This is a genomic window from Mycobacterium aquaticum, assembly GCF_002086485.1.
In the GTDB taxonomy this organism is placed as follows: Bacteria; Actinomycetota; Actinomycetes; order Mycobacteriales; family Mycobacteriaceae; genus Mycobacterium; species Mycobacterium aquaticum.
This window is the reverse complement of the sequence record NZ_MVHF01000063.1, coordinates 1-18153: the sequence shown is the minus strand read 5'-3', so window position 1 is coordinate 18153 and position 18153 is coordinate 1. Positions and strand designations below refer to the sequence as shown.

Annotated in this window: 19 protein-coding genes; 7 read left to right on the top strand and 12 right to left on the bottom strand. The window is 67.7% G+C overall.

Annotated features, from left to right (window positions below):
* Nucleotides 1-26: 26 nt before the first annotated feature.
* Entirely contained in the window at nucleotides 27-194 is a 168-nt protein-coding gene (locus BST13_RS35485) for a DUF3117 domain-containing protein (protein ID WP_003406247.1), read from the top strand.
* Between the two features lie 49 nt (nucleotides 195-243).
* Here BST13_RS35485 and glgA read toward each other — a convergent pair whose 3' ends face one another.
* Nucleotides 244-1431: a glycogen synthase gene (gene glgA, locus BST13_RS35480; RefSeq protein WP_095533848.1), complete on the bottom strand. Its 1188-nt coding sequence runs from the start codon at nucleotides 1429-1431 to the stop codon at nucleotides 244-246.
* A 157-nt stretch (nucleotides 1432-1588) separates the two neighbouring features.
* Between glgA and glgC the strand changes: the two genes are divergently transcribed.
* Nucleotides 1589-2803, top strand: coding sequence for a glucose-1-phosphate adenylyltransferase (glgC, locus tag BST13_RS35475; protein WP_083170573.1), 1215 nt, complete (start codon nucleotides 1589-1591; stop codon nucleotides 2801-2803).
* Nucleotides 2804-2809: 6 nt separating this feature from the next.
* On the opposite strand, the gene BST13_RS35470 is transcribed toward glgC, so the two are convergent.
* The 5 genes from BST13_RS35470 to BST13_RS35450 all read right to left on the bottom strand — a co-directional run bounded on the left by BST13_RS35470 (nucleotide 2810) and on the right by BST13_RS35450 (nucleotide 7485).
* Nucleotides 2810-3487 carry a methyltransferase family protein gene (locus tag BST13_RS35470; protein ID WP_170064372.1) on the bottom strand — a complete coding sequence of 226 codons (678 nt, stop codon included), beginning with the start codon at nucleotides 3485-3487 and terminating at the stop codon, nucleotides 2810-2812.
* Nucleotides 3488-3500: 13 nt separating this feature from the next.
* On the bottom strand, nucleotides 3501-5096 hold the full coding sequence (locus tag BST13_RS35465; RefSeq protein WP_083170572.1) for an ABC transporter permease: 1596 nt from the start codon (nucleotides 5094-5096) through the stop codon (nucleotides 3501-3503).
* The gene (locus BST13_RS35460; RefSeq protein WP_083170570.1) at nucleotides 5093-5989 is read right to left on the bottom strand and encodes an ABC transporter ATP-binding protein; all 897 of its coding nucleotides are present in this window, start codon (nucleotides 5987-5989) and stop codon (nucleotides 5093-5095) included. The genes BST13_RS35465 and BST13_RS35460 overlap by 4 nt, the downstream gene beginning before the upstream one ends.
* Before the next feature lie 2 nt (nucleotides 5990-5991).
* Nucleotides 5992-6672 carry a TetR/AcrR family transcriptional regulator gene (locus tag BST13_RS35455; protein ID WP_083170568.1) on the bottom strand — a complete coding sequence of 227 codons (681 nt, stop codon included), beginning with the start codon at nucleotides 6670-6672 and terminating at the stop codon, nucleotides 5992-5994.
* A gap of 147 nt (nucleotides 6673-6819) precedes the next feature.
* Nucleotides 6820-7485: an O-methyltransferase gene (locus tag BST13_RS35450; RefSeq protein WP_083170567.1), complete on the bottom strand. Its 666-nt coding sequence runs from the start codon at nucleotides 7483-7485 to the stop codon at nucleotides 6820-6822.
* A gap of 175 nt (nucleotides 7486-7660) precedes the next feature.
* Here BST13_RS35450 and sigE point away from each other — a divergent pair, with 175 nt between their 5' ends.
* From sigE to tatB, 4 genes are all read left to right on the top strand, one after another.
* Nucleotides 7661-8425, top strand: a complete 765-nt coding sequence (gene sigE, locus BST13_RS35445; RefSeq protein WP_083170565.1) for an RNA polymerase sigma factor SigE — start codon at nucleotides 7661-7663, stop codon at nucleotides 8423-8425.
* A gap of 78 nt (nucleotides 8426-8503) precedes the next feature.
* The gene (rseA, locus tag BST13_RS35440; protein WP_083170563.1) at nucleotides 8504-8902 is read left to right on the top strand and encodes an anti-sigma E factor RseA; all 399 of its coding nucleotides are present in this window, start codon (nucleotides 8504-8506) and stop codon (nucleotides 8900-8902) included.
* 79 nt (nucleotides 8903-8981) lie between these two features.
* Nucleotides 8982-10475, top strand: a complete 1494-nt coding sequence (gene htrA / locus BST13_RS35435; RefSeq protein WP_083170561.1) for a serine protease HtrA — start codon at nucleotides 8982-8984, stop codon at nucleotides 10473-10475.
* 3 nt (nucleotides 10476-10478) lie between these two features.
* Complete coding sequence (tatB, locus tag BST13_RS35430; protein ID WP_083170559.1) at nucleotides 10479-10883, top strand: Sec-independent protein translocase protein TatB; 405 nt, start codon at nucleotides 10479-10481, stop codon at nucleotides 10881-10883.
* A gap of 941 nt (nucleotides 10884-11824) precedes the next feature.
* On the opposite strand, the gene BST13_RS35420 is transcribed toward tatB, so the two are convergent.
* The 4 genes from BST13_RS35420 to BST13_RS35405 form a co-directional block, all read right to left on the bottom strand.
* Entirely contained in the window at nucleotides 11825-12967 is a 1143-nt protein-coding gene (locus BST13_RS35420) for an Mrp/NBP35 family ATP-binding protein (protein ID WP_083170557.1), read from the bottom strand.
* Nucleotides 12968-13011: 44 nt separating this feature from the next.
* The gene (locus BST13_RS35415) at nucleotides 13012-14235 is read right to left on the bottom strand and encodes a lytic transglycosylase domain-containing protein (protein WP_083170591.1); all 1224 of its coding nucleotides are present in this window, start codon (nucleotides 14233-14235) and stop codon (nucleotides 13012-13014) included.
* 184 nt (nucleotides 14236-14419) lie between these two features.
* Nucleotides 14420-15004, bottom strand: a complete 585-nt coding sequence (locus BST13_RS35410) for a DUF1003 domain-containing protein (protein ID WP_083170555.1) — start codon at nucleotides 15002-15004, stop codon at nucleotides 14420-14422.
* Nucleotides 15001-16287, bottom strand: coding sequence for a magnesium transporter MgtE N-terminal domain-containing protein (locus BST13_RS35405; protein ID WP_083170553.1), 1287 nt, complete (start codon nucleotides 16285-16287; stop codon nucleotides 15001-15003). The genes BST13_RS35410 and BST13_RS35405 overlap by 4 nt, the downstream gene beginning before the upstream one ends.
* 25 nt (nucleotides 16288-16312) lie before the next feature.
* Here BST13_RS35405 and BST13_RS35400 point away from each other — a divergent pair, with 25 nt between their 5' ends.
* Nucleotides 16313-17269, top strand: a complete 957-nt coding sequence (locus BST13_RS35400; RefSeq protein ID WP_095533849.1) for an HpcH/HpaI aldolase/citrate lyase family protein — start codon at nucleotides 16313-16315, stop codon at nucleotides 17267-17269.
* 1 nt (nucleotide 17270) lies between these two features.
* On the opposite strand, the gene BST13_RS35395 is transcribed toward BST13_RS35400, so the two are convergent.
* Nucleotides 17271-17738 carry a DUF4190 domain-containing protein gene (locus tag BST13_RS35395; protein WP_083170549.1) on the bottom strand — a complete coding sequence of 156 codons (468 nt, stop codon included), beginning with the start codon at nucleotides 17736-17738 and terminating at the stop codon, nucleotides 17271-17273.
* 1 nt (nucleotide 17739) lies between these two features.
* The coding region (locus BST13_RS35390; RefSeq protein ID WP_142282928.1) for a DUF4190 domain-containing protein at nucleotides 17740-18153 on the bottom strand (414 nt) is incomplete at its 5' end.

The window sequence follows — 18153 nt, the reverse complement described above, 5'->3', positions numbered from 1 at the left end:
ACGGGCTCATTTGGAGGGAGCACTCGATGGCGGCGATGAAGCCCCGGACCGGCGACGGTCCACTGGAAGCAACCAAAGAGGGGCGAGGCATCGTGATGCGCGTACCGCTGGAGGGTGGCGGGCGTCTGGTCGTCGAGCTGACCCCGGACGAAGCAGCCGCCCTCGGCGACGAACTCAAGGGCGTCACCAGCTAGTGCATTCGGCGTGATCGATTGCCCACGGGCAAGCGCTCACGCCGAATCTCTATCCCGCCACTTTGCGGTAGATCTCCACCGTCTGCTCGGCGATGTGTGCCCAGGAGAATTCCCGGATACACCGTTCGCGTCCGGCAGCGCCATACCGGGCAGCCCGCTGCGGGTCGGCCACCAGTGAGTTGACGGCTTCGGCCAGTCCCGCCTCGAAGGCGACCGGTTCGGCTGCGTCGTAGTGCACCAGCAGCCCGGTCTCACCGTCGGCGACCACCTCGGGGATTCCGCCGACATCCGACGCCACCACGGCGGTCGAGCATGCCATGGCTTCCAGATTCACGATGCCCAATGGCTCATACACTGACGGGCACACAAAAACCGTTGCGGCGGAGAGTATTTCCCGGATCTTGTGAGCGGGCAGCATTTCCTGCACCCAGAACACGCCCGAGCGGGCGCTGGCCAGCTCGGCCACCGCGCCGGAGATCTCCGCAGCGATTTCGGGGGTGTCGGGCGCTCCCGCGCACAACACCAGCTGCACGTCGGGGCTGAAGGTGTGCGCCGCGGCGACCAGGTGCGCCACCCCCTTCTGGCGGGTGATGCGCCCGACGAACGCGACGATGGGGCGGGAGGCGTCGACGCCGAGATCGGCGAGCACCGATTCGCCGCCGGTGGCTTCATCCGCTGATTCGCTCCTCGCGTGCGCGGGGAACCACACGTCGGTGTCGATCCCGTTGCGCACCACGTGCACTCGACCCGGATCCAGTCCCGGATAGGTACGCAGGACGTCTTCGCGCATGCCCGCACTGACCGCGATGACCGCGTCGGCCGCCTCGACCGCGGTGCGTTCCACCCACGACGAGATGCGGTAGCCGCCGCCGAGCTGCTCGGCCTTCCACGGCCGCATCGGTTCCAGTGAGTGTGCTGTCAGTACATGGGGAATGCCGTACAGCAGCGCGGTGAGATGCCCTGCCATGCCCGTGTACCAGGTGTGCGAGTGCACGACCGTGGCCTCGGCTGCGCTGTTGACCATGTTCAGATCAGCCGACAGCGTCGAAAGCGCCGCATTGGCACCCGCCAGCGCGGGGTCGGGCTGTGCCACGATGGCCCCTTCGCGCGGTGCGCCCATGCAGTGCACGTCGACCTCACACAAATGACGTAGCTGGGCGACGAGCTCCGTGACATGAACTCCCGCACCGCCGTACACCTCGGGTGGATACTCCCGAGTCATCATGGCCACCCGCATATCTGGAACCGTAATGGGCCGCCCCGCCGTAGCGCAGGATTGTCGGCAACCTCGTGCCGAGAATGTTGGTGGCCACGATGCGAAAAGGCTTGTGGACACGGGCCACCAATCGTGTCAATGGCTGGCAGCACTGCGTGCCTGCGGATAGGTTTGCAGCATGAGGGAGCTGCCACACGTGCTGGGCATTGTTCTGGCCGGCGGAGAGGGCAAGCGGCTGTACCCGTTGACGGCGGACCGGGCCAAACCAGCGGTTCCGTTCGGCGGCGCATACCGGTTGATCGACTTTGTGCTGTCGAATCTGGTCAACGCACGTTATCTGCGCATCTGCGTTCTCACGCAATACAAATCGCATTCTCTGGACCGCCACATCAGCCAGAACTGGAGGTTGTCCGGTCTGGCCGGCGAGTACATCACGCCGGTGCCCGCGCAGCAGCGGCTCGGGCCGCGCTGGTACACCGGGTCGGCCGATGCGATCTATCAGTCGATGAACCTGATCTACGATGCGGATCCGGACTACATCATCATCTTCGGCGCCGACCACGTCTACCGCATGGATCCCGAGCAGATGCTCCAGTTCCACATCGAGAGCGGGGCGGGTGCGACGGTCGCAGGGATCCGCGTTCCGCGCGCTGAGGCCAGCGCGTTCGGATGCATCGACGCCGACGACACGGGCCGAATCCGCAACTTCATCGAAAAACCGGCCGACCCGCCCGGGACGCCCGACGATCCCGAGCAGACCTACGTCTCGATGGGCAACTACATCTTCACCACCAAGGTGCTGATCGACGCGATCCGGGCCGACGCCGAAGAAGACGGCTCCGACCACGACATGGGCGGCGACATCATCCCGCGGCTGGTCGCCGACGGCATGGCCGCGGTCTACGACTTCAACAACAACGAGGTGCCCGGAGCCACCGAACGTGACCACGGCTACTGGCGCGACGTCGGCACCCTGGACGCGTTCTACGACGCGCACATGGATCTGGTCTCGGTGCACCCGGTGTTCAACCTGTACAACAAGCGCTGGCCGATCCGCGGCGAGTCGGAGAACCTGGCGCCGGCCAAGTTCGTCAACGGCGGCTCGGCGCAGGAGTCCGTGGTCGGCGCCGGCAGCATCGTTTCCGCGGCCTCCGTGCGCAATTCGGTGCTGTCGTCCAATGTCGTGATCGACGACGGCGCGATAGTCGAGGGCAGCGTGCTGATGCCGGGCACCCGGGTGGGCCGCGGCGCCGTGGTGCGCAAGGCGATCCTGGACAAGAACGTCGTCGTCGGGCCAGGCGAAATGGTGGGGGTCGACTTGGAAAAGGACCGCGAGCGGTTCTCGGTCAGTGCCGGCGGGGTGGTAGCCGTCGGCAAGGGCATCTGGATCTGACCTGACTCACCACACGTAGGGCACCAGTCGGTAGCGCACTTTTTCGGTGTACGCGGTGTACCCGTCGAGCTCGGTGCGCAGCATCTTCTCCTCATCGGTGATCCGCACTGCCAGCGCGGGCACGGTCACCACGACCGCCAGCAACGCCCAATAGGAGCCCAGCGCCAACGGTATTCCGATCATCAGCAGCACCGTGCCGACATACATCGGATGACGCACAACGCGGTACAGGCCGGTGGTCACCACATGCTGTTCGGACTCCACGCGAATGCTGGCACCGGCGAAGCTGTTCTGGAAGACGACGGCCTGTGCCAGCGCGAGCCCGGCCAACACAATTACGTTTCCGAGGATCACCACGGGGACGGGGACGTGCGACCAGCCCTCGCGGTGGTCGACCGCGCTGATGATGAGCACGGCGACCACCGATATGAGGCTGACGGTGATGATGATCTTCTGCACCACCCTGGTTTCGGCTTTCGGTCCGCCGCGCATCCGGCGTTGCAGTGCGGCCGGGTCCTTGACCGCCAGATAGAAACTCGGAACCAGTGTGGCGACCGCGAACACGACAATGAAGACCCAGGCCTGCCAGTAGTCGAGCGTGCCGGCCGACGCGAACAACGCAAAACCCAACATCACCATGCCGAATACGGCCGACACCGCGGTTTGCCCGATCAGCTTGAGCATGATGTCCTCCCTGCTACACGGCATCGCGGTTGCGGTAGATCCACCCTGCGATGAGAGTCAATGTTGTTGCGGCGCCGATCATCACTGCCAATGCGGTGAGCGGCACGTGGCTGGGTAGCGTGGTCTGACCGACGGGCGAGAGCTGCAGCAGCCAGTGGGGAAGTCGCAGCAGCGCTCCGAGATACAGCGCGACGATGACGAAAGTGACTGCCAGCCAACCGATCCAGGGCTTGCGCAGGGCGACCGCGAGAGCGGCGACGCCGGCCAGCACCGCCATGGCGGGCACGAATCCCAGCCCGGCCAACGTGAGTCGTGCGATGGTGGCGGGCTCGCCGAGCGTCACGCCGGCGCCCAGACCGTTGCCGAAGCCGGCCAGCAGCATCAGCACCGCCGATCCGAGCACCGCCGAAGCCACCGCCTCGAGCAGCCAGCGCCATCGCGACGTAGCACCCGCCAGCACCGCCTCACCGAGGCCGGCCTGCTCGTCGCTGTACACCCGCAGAACGGCCGACACCACGTAGGCCGACGTCGCCGCGGCCAGAAACTGCGTCATGGTGGTGTACACCCCGTCGTTGCCCTGGGCGTCCAGCACCCGGGCGATCAGCTCGTTGGTGCGCGCCGCGTCCAACAGCGATTTCGTCATCGAACCGAACGCCAGCCCGGCCAGGAACAACCCCACACCCCACCCGATCGTCGGGCCGCGCTGCAAGGTCAGATGCAGCTGGAATGGTCCGGAAATCCGGTGGGCGTTCACGCGTTCACCGGTGGAGGGCAGATTGCCGTCGTCGTACTGCCTCCTGGTCTCCAACACCGCCGCGAGCAGCATCAGCGCCACCGTAAGCGTCACCAGCATGGCCAGAGGCCACCAGCGCAGCTCCACGAACGACCGCATCTGCTGAGCCCACGCGATGGGGGAGAACCAGCTCAGTGCGCTGCCGGAGGTGTCGATGACGTCGCCGACACCGCGTACCAGTGCGGCCAGGGCCAACGCGCCCATCGCGGCGCCGGTGGCGGTGCGGGCCTGCCGCCACAGCTGGGCGCTGACCGCAGCTACCGCGCCGAACACCATCGCGACCGCGGTGATGCCCAGACACATCGCGGCGGTGTCGACGACGGCGAAACCGGTCGAGGCCATCGCCACGGTCATGGTCACCGCCAGCACCGCGTTGACGGCGCCGATCAGCGCCAACGCGGCGAAGGTGCGGGCATGCCTGCCGACCACCGAGGACAGCACGAGTTCGGCTGCGCCGCTTTCCTCCTCGGCGCGGGTGTGACGAATCACCGTCGAGATGGCCAGTATCGAGGTGGCGATGATCAGGGTGAGCATGAGCTCGTTGGCCATCATCACGCCGAGGTCGGTCTCGTTGCGTCCGAACATCGGACCGCCGAGCATCGTGCCGGCGGGTGTCTTGAGCAGCTCGACACGCGACAAGCGTTGCTGCTCTTCGGGATAGGCCAACTTGATGGCGTTGGGCGCGTAGACCATCATCAGCGTCACGACGGCGATCCAGACGCTGAGCCGCACGCGGTCGCGGCGGACGGCCAGCCGCAGCAGATCGGCGGTACCGGCGAACGATGATCGCGTCGCCAGCGTCGGGGCGGTGGTCATGACGACACCCGCTGGTACTCGCGCAGGAACAGGTCTTCCAGCGACGCCGGCGTCACCGACAGGTCCCGGATACCCAGATCGGCCAGCTCTGCCATGGTCCGGTCGAGGTCGGTGCGGTCGACCGAGAAGCGGTAGTGGCCGTCGGCGATGGAGAAGTCGTGTACGAATGGCATCCGTTGCAGCACTTGACCGTCGGTACTGGTGCGGACCTGCACGGTGGTCTGCATGAGGTGCCGCAACTGGCTGAGCGTGCCGGACCGCACGGCGCGACCCGCGCGGATGATGGTCACGTTGTCGCACAGCTTCTCCACCTCGGCGAGGATGTGGCTCGACAGCAGCACCGCCGCGCCGCGGGAGGACACCTCGCTGACGCACTGCTGAAAAGCCTTCTCCATCAACGGGTCGAGCCCCGATGTCGGTTCATCGAGAATGTAGAGCTCGGCGTTGGTGCTGAAGGCCGCGACGATCGCCACCTTCTGCCGATTGCCCTTCGAGTAGGTCCTGGCCTTCTTGTGCGGATCCAGCTCGAAGCGTTCGATGAGCTGATCACGCCTGCGGGTGTCGATGTTGTTGCCGCGCAGGCCGGTCAGGAAGTCGATGACCTGCATGCCGGTGAGGTTGGGCCACAGGGTCACATCGCCTGGCACGTAGGCGATTCGACGATGCAGGGCCACGGCGTCGTGCCAGGGGTCGCCGCCGAGTAGACGAACGGTTCCGCCGTCGGCGCGCAGCAGGCCGAGCAGGACCCGGATGGTGGTGGACTTGCCCGCGCCGTTGGGTCCGAGGAAGCCGGTGACGGCGCCGGGTGCCACACTCAGGTTGAGTCCGTCGAGTGCCTTGGTCCGTCCGAAAGACTTTGACAGACCCTGGATTTCGATCGCTGCGTCAGGCATGGTCAGGCTCCTTCCGGTCGGGCCGCTGCGGCCGCGTCCGGGCCGCTGAACGGGATGCCCTTTTCCCGCTGGGCCAGGAACGCGTCGTACATGGTGGAATCGGCCATCAGGCCGTTGGTGTAGAGCTCGAGCGCGGGCAGCACCATGTCCTCGCCGTAGTCGTGCAGGACTGTGCGCAGATCCGTTGGGTTGTCGTGCATCTGGATGTACAGCAGGAACGCGCCGCCGCCGCAGATCGCCAGGTAGCGGGCCCGTGCCTTGGGGTCCCTGCTCGGCTTGAGCACACCGGTGCGCACGCCGTCCTCGAGGTACTGCTCGGCGTTCTCGAGCATCTTCTGCCAGAACGACTTGGCCAGCTCGCTGCCGGATTGCATGCTGCGTACCAGGTAGGCGACCAGGGGTGCGTATGACTCGATCTCGGCCATCTGCGCCAGCCAACTCGCGGGGTCGGTGCTGTTCATCGACTCCGACTTGGCGTCGCGGATGACCTCGGCCACGTAGGCATCGCAGGACTTGCGCAGGCCGTCTTTGGAGCCGAAGTGATGAATCACCAAGGCTGCACTCACGCCGGCGGCCTCGGCGATGGTGCGCAGGCCGACACTGAAGCCGTGTTGGCCGAACTGGTCGATCGCGGCGTCGCGGATTCTCGCCGTGGTCGTTCGATCTTCATTGACTGAACGCATGTTTAGTACGCTAAACGCGCGTTCAGTGCAGCGTCAAGGGGTGGTCCGTCAGGAATCCGTAAAGATCGCCGAAGACACGCGAGCAGTCACGGCGGTACGCCAAACGCGGCGTGTCGCGTGCCGGAGTGTCTGTTCGCGCGAAAAAAGTCAGTCGCGAACGGCGGCGAGCAGGCCGTCGCCGAGGGGGATCAGCACCGGGGTGAGTCGCTCGTCCTCGGCGATCAGCCGGGCGGCTTCACGTACCGCGGTCACCTCCGCGTCACGCGCGGTGGCGTCACCCGCGCGGCCGCCGAGCGCGGCCCGGTGCACCACGATGGCGCCGCCGGCACGCAGCAGCCGGACGCCTTCGGTCACGAACTGTGGCTGGTCGACCGGGTCGGCGTCGATGAACACCAGGTCGTAGGACTCGTCGGCGAGCCGGGTCAGCACCTCTTGGGCGCGCCCGCTGATCAGCCGGGTTCGGCCCGGCCCCACACCGGCCTCGCTGAACCCCTGCTTGGCGATCCGTAGATGCTCTGGTTCGACGTCGATCGTGGTGAGCACGCCGTCGTCGCGCATGCCCGAGAGCAGCCACAGTCCGCTGACGCCGGCGCCGGTGCCCACCTCGACCACGGCTCGGCCGCCGGTGAGCCGGGCCAGCACGCTCAACAGTGCGCCGACCGCCGGTGTGACCGCGCCTGCGCCGATGTCGACGGCACGTTCGCGGGCAGCGGCCACGATCGAATCCTCGGAAATCGACCGTTCGGCGTGAGTCACGATCGCCTCGGCGTGGCTGGGGTGCGCCTGACCCGGAGTCTCGTCGGAGCTGACCATGCCCGCAGCGTAGGCCAGTGGCCACCGCGGCCGTCGCGACACGCCCGCGCAGGGTGCCGATTCCGGTCGGAAAACAGCTGATTTGCCCAGGTTGTGATGCATATCGCCCGGATTCTCAGGGAAAGTTAAGTTTGCTCATATGCCCGCCTCACCGGCATGGGGAACGGTAATCCGCATGGAACACGGCCGTCTCCCGCGCTCTGTGGAGCGGACTTGGAATAACGACATTGGCCCGCGTGTTAGCTCTGTTGAGGTCTGTGAGCAGGAGGAACCGACGACCATCGCATCTCAGTCGATCACCACATCCCAGCCCGCCCCGGTGACAATGTCCCACCTGGAGCAGTACACCGATGGCGAGTGGGTTCAGCCGTCCGACGAACTGACCGGCACCGCCGTCTTCGACGCGACCGGCGACCAGGCGGCCATGCCGTCCTGGGACGAACTGGTACGCCAACACGCTGACCGGGTCTATCGGTTGGCCTATCGCCTGTCGGGCAACCAGCACGACGCCGAGGATCTGACTCAGGAAACGTTCATCCGGGTGTTCCGGTCGCTGCAGAACTATCAGCCCGGCACGTTCGAGGGCTGGTTGCACCGCATCACCACGAACCTGTTCCTCGACATGGTGCGACGTCGCGGACGCATTCGGATGGAAGCGCTGCCGGAGGACTACGACCGCGTGCCTGCCGAGGACCCCAACCCCGAGCAGATCTACCACGACTCGCGTCTGGGCGCCGACCTGCAGGCCGCGCTCGACTCGCTGGCTCCCGAGTTCCGTGCCGCCGTGGTGTTGTGCGATATCGAGGGCCTGTCCTACGAGGAGATCGGCGCGACGCTCGACGTCAAACTGGGCACTGTGCGTAGCCGCATTCACCGGGGCCGTCAGGCGCTGCGTGACTATCTCGCCAAACACTCACCGGAAACTGCTCAGTCCGCCTGAGCAGTCATGAGTGCCTCGGGCCGGGACGCGCGCTACATTCACTAATGAGGTTCAAATGTGCCCGAGAGGAGCTGGGTGATGGTCGACCCGGGACACGTGTTCCGTCGCGCATTCTCCTGGCTGCCTGCGCAATTTGCTTCTCAGAGCGACGCGCCGGTGGGCGCTCCGCGCCAGTTCGGGTCCACTGAGCACCTGTCGACCGAGGCCATCGCGGCTTTCGTGGACGGCGAGCTGCGGATGACCGCGCACCTGCGGGCGGCGCACCATCTTTCGCTGTGTCCCGACTGTGCGGCCGAGGTTGACGCGCAGTCGCAGGCCCGCGCGGCATTGCGGGACTCGTGCCCGATCTCCATTCCCCACACGTTGCTGGGCATGTTGTCGCAGATACCGCACCATGCGCCGCATCAGGCTCCCGAATGGCCCAACCAGGGCGAGTTTGCTGACGACCCGAATCGGGCCCGGCGTAAGCGCCGGTAGGCTAGAGCAACACGCGAGCTAGTGTCCCGCGCAGGCTATCTGGCCGCAGCGGGCGCTCCGATCAGAGAGTGATACACCGTTGACCGACCAGGATCAGCCCGGCGAGACCGACCGCCTGGCGCCCCGTGCTGTTCAGCGGCCACCCGTCGACCCGGCATCACAACGTGCATTCGGGCGGCCGGCCGGCGTCCACGGATCCTTCCTCGGCGCCGAGAAGTATGAGGACCAGGGCGAGTACACGCCCAAGGACCAAGCCCCGGATCCGGTGTTGGCCGAGGCGTTCGGACGCTCCGGCGAGTACTCCCTGCAGCGCCACCCCGCCGACGCGGGTGCGCTGGCGGCCGAACGGGACGGTGACGGCGACGACGAGGTTGCCGACCCCTGGCGCGACCCGGCCGCCGCGGTTGCGCTGGGCACTCCGGCCCAGCCGCCGCCACCGCACCCGGTCAGCACCGAACCGGTCACCAAGCTGGGTTTGCGTGATGTCTTGTTCGGACGCCGGGTCTCCGTGCTCGCACTGATCACACTGGGCCTGATCGCCCTGCTGGTCGGCGCGTTCGGCGGCGTGGTCGGCCGCATGACGGCCGAGACCGTGCAGGCGTTCACCACATCGAAGGTGACGCTGGAGACGGGCCACAACCCGGAGCAGCCCGCTGGCCGGTTCGCGACCGTCGCCGCCGCGGTGGCCGATTCCGTGGTCACCATCGAGGCCAAGGGCAAGACCGAGGGCTCGCAGGGCTCCGGCGTCGTGATCGACAAGTCCGGCTTCATCGTCACCAACAACCACGTGATCTCCGACGCTGCCGCCAAGCCGGCCGATTACCAGCTCAGCGTGGTGTTCAACGACGGCACCGTCGTCCCGGCCCGCTTGATCGGCCGCGATCCCAAGACCGACGTCGCGGTGCTCAAGGTCGACAACGTCGACCACCTGAGCGTGGCCCGTATGGGTGATTCGGAGAAGCTGCAGGTCGGTCAGGAAGTGATCGCCGCCGGTGCGCCGCTCGGCCTGCGCAGCACCGTCACGCACGGCATCATCAGCGCCCTGCACCGCCCCGTGCCGTTGTCCGGCGAAGGCTCGGACACCGACACCGTGATCGATGGCGTGCAGACCGACGCGTCCATCAACCACGGCAACTCCGGCGGCCCGCTGATCAACATGGACTCCGAGGTCATCGGGATCAACACCGCAGGAAAGTCGTTGTCCGACAGCGCAAGCGGTCTGGGCTTCGCGATCCCGGTCAACGAGGTCAAGCGGGTGGCGGAGAAGCTCATCCAGGACGGCAAGATCGTGCACCCGTCGCTGGGGTTGACCGCCGTGTCGGTGAGCAACAGCGTGGCGTCCGGCGCCAAGGTCAGCGATGTGAGCCCGGGCAGCCCCGCCGAGAAGGCCGGCATCCTGGAGAACGACGTCGTCGTCAAGATCGGCGACCGCAAGGTGGCCGACGGTGACGAGTTCGTGGTCGCGGTGCGCCAGCTGAACGTCGGCCAGGAAGTTCCGATCGAGGTGGTCCGCGAAGGTCGTCCGCTCACCCTGATGATCACGCCCATCGGCGACGACCAAAAAAAGCAGTAAGTCATGTTCGCCAACATCGGGTGGGGCGAGATGCTCGTGCTGGTGATCGCCGGCCTGGTGATCCTCGGCCCGGAACGGCTGCCCGGTGCGATCCGCTGGACCTCCAACGCGCTGCGTCAGGCCCGCGACTACGTCAGCGGCGCCACCAGCCAGCTGCGCGAAGACCTGGGCCCGGAGTTCGAAGACCTGCGCCAGCCGCTGGCCGAACTGCAGAAACTGCGGGGCATGACGCCGCGCGCTGCCATCACCAAGCATCTGCTCGAAGGTGATGACTCGTTCCTCACGGGGAAGTTCGACGAGAAGCAGGCGCAGGAGCTTGCCCAACAGCCCCCGACGTTGACACCGCCGCCGGAGCAGCCGCCGCAGCAGAAGTCGTCCGGGACGGTGTTCGACCCGGACGCCACCTGACCGACGACGCGACAGCGCGTCGCTCCTCCAGCGAAACTGCCCAGTACCGCAGGCCCATCGCCCATCCCACAAACACGGCCAAGGCCAGCAGGTTGGCCGGGATCAGGCGCGGATCGTCGTAGGCTGCCACCACTACCACGGCGGCGACCACGACGGTCAGGCCGACCCACAGGTGGTAGACGATCCGGGCGATCACGGCCGCCGGCCGGCGCAAGCGGTACAGCAACAATGCCCGGCGCACCGTGAGCCGCTGGTCGGCCGTCGCGGCGTCGGAAACCTCCACGTGCAGGGCCCCGAAGCGAAACCCGAGCGCGAACAGCGTCATGACCGCGACGGAGATGACGTCGCCGTAGATGAGACCACCGGAAAAGTAGTTCTGGACGCCGAGGGTGTCGGCGCGTCCCAATGCGGAGGCCAACGCCGAGCTGACGTTCTCGGCGACCATGCCGAGGCACAACCAGTAGAAGGCCCGCAGGATCCGTGCGGGGCGCCGGTGCATGGGATATACGAGCAGCAGACGCCGCAACGTGATCGACGGCTTCTGCTCGACCGGCGGCGGTTCGGATTTGGTGACGAGCGTGGAGGCCTCGTCGAGCCAGCTCTGCGCTTGCTCGGCGGCCCGTTGCTGGGCTTCGGGGGAGTCGGCGACCAGCTTGCTGGCGTTCCACCAGTCCGAGGCGAACGCCACCTGCCTGCTGGCATCGTCGAAGGCGAGCTTGCGGCTACCCGCCTGGGTTCGGCGCTCGCGCCAGTCACCGACCACCAGCGCGACGATGCCGATTACGGCGGTGAGCACGGGCGTCAATACGGTCAGCGCTATGCGTATGACCTGGTCGGTGTCCATGGCGCCTCGATCCCGCTCACACGGCGGCCACTGTGGGAGTAGGCGTCAATAATGCCACCTACGGCACGGGCGTCGCGGCCGTAAGCGCAAGGAGGCTCTAGCGGCCCGCCGGGTCGAGGCCCAGCGACATGCCCGCCAGCCCGCGTTTGCGGCTGGAGAGCGCGTCGGCGACCTTGTTCAGCTCCTTGGCGGCCGGTGAGTCCGGTGCGGACAGCACCAGCGGAACACCGTCGTCGCCGGCGGTCACCAGCGCCGGGTCAATGGGGACCTGGCCCAGCAACGGCACCTCGGCGCCCACGGTGCGGGTGAGCGAATCGGCCACCTGACGGCCGCCGCCCTCGCCGAACAGCTGCAGGGTGGTGCCGTCGGGCAGCACCATGCCGGACATGTTCTCCACGACGCCGGCGATGCGCTGACGGGTCTGCACCGCGATGGCGCCCGCGCGCTCGGCGACCTCAGCGGCCGCGGCCTGCGGGGTGGTCACCACCAGGATCTCCGCGCCCGGGATCAGCTGCGCCACCGAGATCGCGACGTCGCCAGTGCCCGGCGGCAGGTCGAGCAGCAGCACGTCGAGATCGCCCCAGTACACGTCGGCCAGGAACTGCTGCAGCGCACGGTGCAGCATCGGGCCGCGCCACACCACGGGTGTGTTGCCCTGGGTGAACATGGCGATCGAGATGACCTTCACGTCGTGGGAGACGGGCGGCAGGATCATCGAGTCGACCTGGGTGGGACGGTCGGCGGTGCCCATCATCCGCGGCACCGAGTGCCCGTAGATGTCGGCGTCGAGCAGGCCGACGGACAGCCCGCGCGCCGCGAGCGCCGCGGCAAGGTTGACGGTCACGCTGGACTTACCGACCCCACCCTTGCCGGAGGCGACGGCGTACACGCGCGTCAGCGAACCCGATTGGGCGAAGGGGATCACCGGCTCACGGGAATCGCCGCGGAGCTGCTTGCGCAGTTCGGCGCGCTGCTCGTCGTTCATCACGTCGAGGCTCACCTTGACCGCGCCGGTGCCGGGCACGTCGGTGACGGCCTTGGACACCAGGTCGGCGATCTCGTTCTTCTTCGGGCAGGCCGCTGTGGTCAGGTAGATCTCGACGTGTACCCCGCGATCGGGTTCGATCGTGATGTTCTTGACCATGCCGAGGTCGGTGATCGGTCGCCGGAGTTCGGGATCGATCACTTTGGTCAAGGCAGCGCGAACCGCGGCAGGCAGCTCAGTGGCAGATTCGGACATCACCGCAGATTCTACGGCTGCCTGGAATTGCGCCGGTCCCGGCGTCAGGCGGCCGGACCCGGCGCAGGCCCGGGTGCGGGGCCGAGCGCGGGTACAGGTCCGAGCGCGGGCCCGGGTGCGGGGGCCGGCCCAGGTGCGGGGGCCTGCGGTGGCGGCGTATCACTCAAGCAGAACACCACGCACGTGGGCGGTGGCGGTGGCTGCTCCCACGGCGGTGTCCATGGCGGCGGGGCGGCAGGTGTGGGCGACGGGATGGCCTGCGCGGGCCCCGGCAGCGGTCCGAGCATCTGTCCCGGCGCGAAGCCGGGCACGTTCGCGCCGGTCAGCTGGGCTGCGGTGTCACCGCCGCCGAGCACGGGGATGAGCGCCATCGGGTCACCGGGCGGCAGGCCCGTGGCATCGATGGGCAGCCCGGGGCCGAGGCCTTCGGGGTTGTCCAGATGCGCATCTCCGATGGGCGGGATGGTTCCGGTGATCGGGGGCAGGTTGACCGGCACCACGCCGGTGGCATAGGCCGCCGCCCAGCCCATGACGTTCTGGGCATAGGCGACCGAGTTGTTGTATCGCAGGATCGCCGTCATCACCTGGGAGGAATCCCGCAGGTTGAGCCCGCCGGAGCACAGATACCGCGCGGCGGCCAGGGACGCGTCGAAGACGTTCTGCACATCGGCCTTGCCGTCGCCGTCCCCGTCGGAGGCGTAGCGGGCCCAGGTTCCCGGCAGGAACTGCATCGGACCCATGGCCCTGGCGTAGGTGACCCGGCCGGCCTGGGCGCTCTGCACGATCACCTCGTTGCCGGGCAGGGTGCCGTCCAATGCCGGTCCGTAGATCGGGCGCACCGCGGTTCCGCGGACGTCGGTGGCGCCGCCGTTGGCGTGCCCGGACTCGATCCGGCCGATGCCTGCCAGCAGGTTCCAGCTGATGCCGCAGCCCGGTGCGGCCGCCGCCATCATCCGCTCGGCATTGCGATAGGCGGCCAGCGCGATCGACGGAATGCCAAGCGTCCCTGGGGAATTCACGATCATCGCGGGCGGGGGAGCCGACACCGTCGCGGTGGCGATGTGGAACATGGTCGGGACTTTCGCCGCGGCGACCACCGCGGGCCCGGATTGGTCGGGCGAGGGTTCGACGGCGGCCAGCGGGGTGACCGCGGCGTCGCTGACGTTGCTGGCCGGTACCGGCCCGGACGCCCCGACGGCGCCGGCCAGGATGATCGGAGAAAGCGCCGCCACGCCGAGAATCCCGCGCCCGCGGGGGCCAGAGAGGATCTCGCGGACGTGAGGAGCAGAAAGAGTCTCGCGGACGTGAGGAGCAGTAAAGGCCTTGGCATGGGCGAGCCGACCAAGTCGGCGTCGAGCGGCGACTACGAAAGCCGCACCTCCCCCTACGCGCACTTAACCGTCCTGACGTCGATTTCGGCCGACAAAAAGCGTGTGAACCAAGTCACCATAACTAATCCGATTGCTCTTGTTGCGACAATGGTTCACTGACGTCGGCGTCACTGGCTTTGGCGGTGCGCTCGGAGTCGTCGCCTTTGCCGGACCGACCACTGCGTTTGTTGCGTTTCTGCAATCCGCTGATCGCCTCGTGGAGTTCTTCCAATTCGCGGCGCAGGTAGTCGCGGGTGGCGACTTCGCCGACCGCGAGCCGCAGCGCGGCCAGTTCCCGCGCCAGGTATTCGGTGTCGGCTTTGGTTTGCTCGGCGCGCCTGCGGTCTTCCTCAAGGGCCACGCGGTCGCGGTTCTCCTGCCGGTTCTGCGCCAGCAGGATCAGCGGCGCCGCGTATGCCGCCTGCGTCGAGAACGCGAGGTTGAGCAGGATGAACGGGTATGGGTCCCACTGCAGCTTGATGGAGACCAGGTTCAGTGCGATCCAGACGATCACGATGATCGTCTGGATCGCCAGGTACCGCCCGGTGCCCAGAAACCGGGCGATGGATTCGCTGAACCGGCCCACCGCCTCGACGTCGACATGCAGCCCCAAGCCACGCGTGGTGCGGGGAGTGTCGAGCCGCTGACGCGCCGACAGGTCGCTCATGAGCCCGCCACCGGCAGCGCGGGTTCCTCGCGCTCACGCCAGTCGTCGGGGAGCAGGTGGTCGAGCAGGTCATCGACCGACACCGCGCCCAGCAGGTGGTTCTCCTCGTCGACAACCGGGCCGCAGACCAGGTTGTACGCGGCGAAGTACCGGGTCACCGCGGCCAGCGAGTCCCCGGGACCCAGATTGGGCAGATCGGTGTCGACGATGCCGCTGACCAGTGCCGCCGGCGGTTCGCGCAGCAGCCGCTGGAGATGGACACAGCCCAGGTAATGGCCGGTGGGGGTGGCTGTTGGTGCACGGGCGACGAACGCCAATGACGCCAGTGCGGGCGTCAGGTCCGGGTCGCGTACCCGGGCCAGCGCCTCGGCGACCGTGGTGTCGGGGGCCAGGACCACCGGCTCCGACGTCATCAGACCGCCCGCAGTGTCCGGCGAGTGCGACAGCAGCCGTCGCACGTCCTCGGAGTCCTCGGGGTCCATGCGGCCCAGCAGCACCTCGGCGTCGGCGGGCGTCAACGTGCCGAGCAGGTCCGCGGCGTCGTCGGGGTCCATCGCCTCGAGCACGTCGGCCGCGCGTTCGGTGTTGAGCTGCTGCAGTACCTCGGCCTGCTCGTCCTCGGGGAGCTCCTGCAGCACGTCGGCCAGGCGCTCGTCGTCGAGTGCCCGGAACAACTCGTAGCGGCGCTTGGCGGGCAGCTCGCGCAGCGCCTCGGCAACCTCCACCGGGCGCTGACCCTCGAACTGCTCCAGCAGCGACGCGACGCCCTGGTCGGGCATCGCCAGGCCGGACGGAGTCAACCCCTGCACGTTCTGCCAGTCGACCACGTGGATGTTGCTGCGCCGGCCGAGCCTGCGCTGTGAGCGCACCGCGACCCGCGTGACCATCCAGTCCCTGGTCCGGGTCTGCTCGATGCCGAGATCGGTTACCACGACGTCGATACCGGCCAGCTGCGGTAGGTCGGGATCGTCGACTCGGACCCGGGTCTCCACCACCTGGCCCAGCACCAGAACCTCGCCTGGCCGCTGGGCGAACCGGCGCAGCGACACACTGCCCGTTGCCAGTGTCACCGAGCCCGGCTCGATCGCGGTCACCCGCAGAATCGGCACGAAAATTCTTCGCCGCGTGAGCAATTCGACCACCAGGCCGAGCACCCTGGGCTGCTGACGCACGATGCTGATGCTGATCACCACATCGCGGACGCGGCCGATGGATTCCCCGTCGGGGCCCAGCACGACCATCCCCACCAGCCGGGCTGCGTAGACCCTGTTCACCGCCGCCATGAGTCAAAGGGTAGAGAGTGTGGTCGTGGACAACCTGTATCGGCCCCGTCGAACTTGTCTGTCGGTTCCCGGCAGCAGCGCCAGGATGATCGAGAAGGCCAAAACCCTGCCCGCCGACGAGGTGTTCCTCGACCTGGAAGACGCTGTCGCGCCGGACGCCAAGGCGCAGGCGCGCACCCAGGTGGCCGCGGCGTTGAGCTCGGACGGCTGGGCCGGGCAGCTGCGCGGTATCCGGGTCAACGACTGGACCACACCGTGGACCCATGCCGACGTGATCGAGGTGGTGTCGGCCGCAGGCGCCGACTTGGACCTGATCGTGCTGCCCAAGGTGACCGAGGTGGCGCATGTCCAGGCGCTGGATCTGTTGCTCACCCAGTTGGAGACGACGCACCGGCTGCCGGTGGGCCGCATCGGCATCGAGGCGCAGATCGAGAACGCGCAGGGCCTGACCAACATCGACGCCATCGCGGCGGCGCCCCGGGTGCAGGCGCTGGTGCTGGGGCCCGGTGACATGGCAGCCAGTCTCAACATGCGCACGCTGGAGGTCGGCGGTCAGCCCGAGGGCTACGACATCGGCGACGCGCATCACCACGTGCTGATGCGGATCCTGATCGCCGCGCGGGCCTGGGGCATCAACGCGATCGACGGGCCGTACGTGAAAGTCCGCGACGTCGACGGGTTCCGGCGCGTGGCCGGCCGGTCGGCGGCGTTGGGCTACGACGGGAAATGGGTGCTGCATCCCGACCAGATCGTCGCGGGCAACGAGATCTTCAGCCCCCGTCAGGCCGATTACGATCACGCCGAATTGATCCTGGAGGCCTACGACTGGCACACCTCAGGGGCGGGCGGCGCCAGGGGCGCGGTGATGCTCGGTGACGAGATGATCGACGAAGCCAGCCGCAAGATGGCGCTCGTGGTCGCAGGCAAGGGGCGGGCGGCCGGGATGACGCGCCAGGGCGCGCGTTTCGAGCCGCCGCGCTGACTCACTGGGTGCCGGAGATGGCGACCATCACGATCAAGAACAGGATGTACAGCACGATGCCTGCGGTGATGAGCCCACCGACGATGACGGCGGCCAGCCCCAACCCGTAGCCTTCCTGGCCCGTACGTTTGGTCTCGCGCATGGCCATGACGCCCAGAATCACGCCGACGGGCGCAGGCAGACAGATCACCAGGCCCAATCCCGAGCAGACCAGCGCGCCGATCGCCAAACCGCTCGTGCCGCGGTGCTGCGGGTAGCCGTATGGCGGGTACGACGGATACCCGGGGTACGCCGCAGGCGGATAGGGCTGCGGATAGCCGACCGGCCCCGGCGGGGGCGTCGGATACAGCGGCGGCGGCAGCCCCGCGTCGGCCGGATAGTCCAGCGGCGCAAGCGGATCCGTGGACGGCGAGTGCTCAAGGGGCGGGTATTCCCTGCCGCCGAACTGTGGATCTGGCGGGTTGGTCACGTCAGTAGGTCGACGTCGAACTCGGTGACGCCGCGACGATGATGATGAACACCACGATGGCCAGCAGCGGTACCGCCACTCCGACCACGATGCCCGCGATGGCCATACCGCGACCGCCCTGGCCGGACTGCTTGATCTGATTGAGCGCGATGATGCCCATCACGATGCCTGCGATCGACGCCGCGAATCCGCTGAAGCAGAGGAACATCAGCGGCACCGAGAGCACCGAGGCGACCAGAGACCCGATGGCCAACGGGTTGTTGCTGCCGGGAGCCGGCCCTCCGTAGCCGCTGACCGGATACCCGTCGGGCCCGGCAAAGCCCGGCGCGCCGTACGGAGGCGGCGGCGGATAGCCCGGCGGCGGGGGATAACCAGGTGCGCCACCGTAGGGCGGCGGGGGAGGCGGGGGGTACGC

Bases quoted from the DNA above. Each gene is read 5' to 3' on its own strand.
- BST13_RS35485 (WP_003406247.1), top strand. From the start codon at position 27: ATGGCGGCGATGAAGCCCCGGACCGGCGACGGTCCACTGGAAGCAACC.
- glgA (WP_095533848.1), bottom strand. From the start codon at position 1,431: ATGCGGGTGGCCATGATGACTCGGGAGTATCCACCCGAGGTGTACGGC.
- glgC (WP_083170573.1), top strand. From the start codon at position 1,589: ATGAGGGAGCTGCCACACGTGCTGGGCATTGTTCTGGCCGGCGGAGAG.
- BST13_RS35470 (WP_170064372.1), bottom strand. From the start codon at position 3,487: ATGCTCAAGCTGATCGGGCAAACCGCGGTGTCGGCCGTATTCGGCATG.
- BST13_RS35465 (WP_083170572.1), bottom strand. From the start codon at position 5,096: ATGACCACCGCCCCGACGCTGGCGACGCGATCATCGTTCGCCGGTACC.
- BST13_RS35460 (WP_083170570.1), bottom strand. From the start codon at position 5,989: ATGCCTGACGCAGCGATCGAAATCCAGGGTCTGTCAAAGTCTTTCGGA.
- BST13_RS35455 (WP_083170568.1), bottom strand. From the start codon at position 6,672: ATGCGTTCAGTCAATGAAGATCGAACGACCACGGCGAGAATCCGCGAC.
- BST13_RS35450 (WP_083170567.1), bottom strand. From the start codon at position 7,485: ATGGTCAGCTCCGACGAGACTCCGGGTCAGGCGCACCCCAGCCACGCC.
- sigE (WP_083170565.1), top strand. From the start codon at position 7,661: ATGGAACACGGCCGTCTCCCGCGCTCTGTGGAGCGGACTTGGAATAAC.
- rseA (WP_083170563.1), top strand. From the start codon at position 8,504: ATGGTCGACCCGGGACACGTGTTCCGTCGCGCATTCTCCTGGCTGCCT.
- tatB (WP_083170559.1), top strand. From the start codon at position 10,479: ATGTTCGCCAACATCGGGTGGGGCGAGATGCTCGTGCTGGTGATCGCC.
- BST13_RS35420 (WP_083170557.1), bottom strand. From the start codon at position 12,967: ATGTCCGAATCTGCCACTGAGCTGCCTGCCGCGGTTCGCGCTGCCTTG.
- BST13_RS35410 (WP_083170555.1), bottom strand. From the start codon at position 15,004: ATGAGCGACCTGTCGGCGCGTCAGCGGCTCGACACTCCCCGCACCACG.
- BST13_RS35405 (WP_083170553.1), bottom strand. From the start codon at position 16,287: ATGGCGGCGGTGAACAGGGTCTACGCAGCCCGGCTGGTGGGGATGGTC.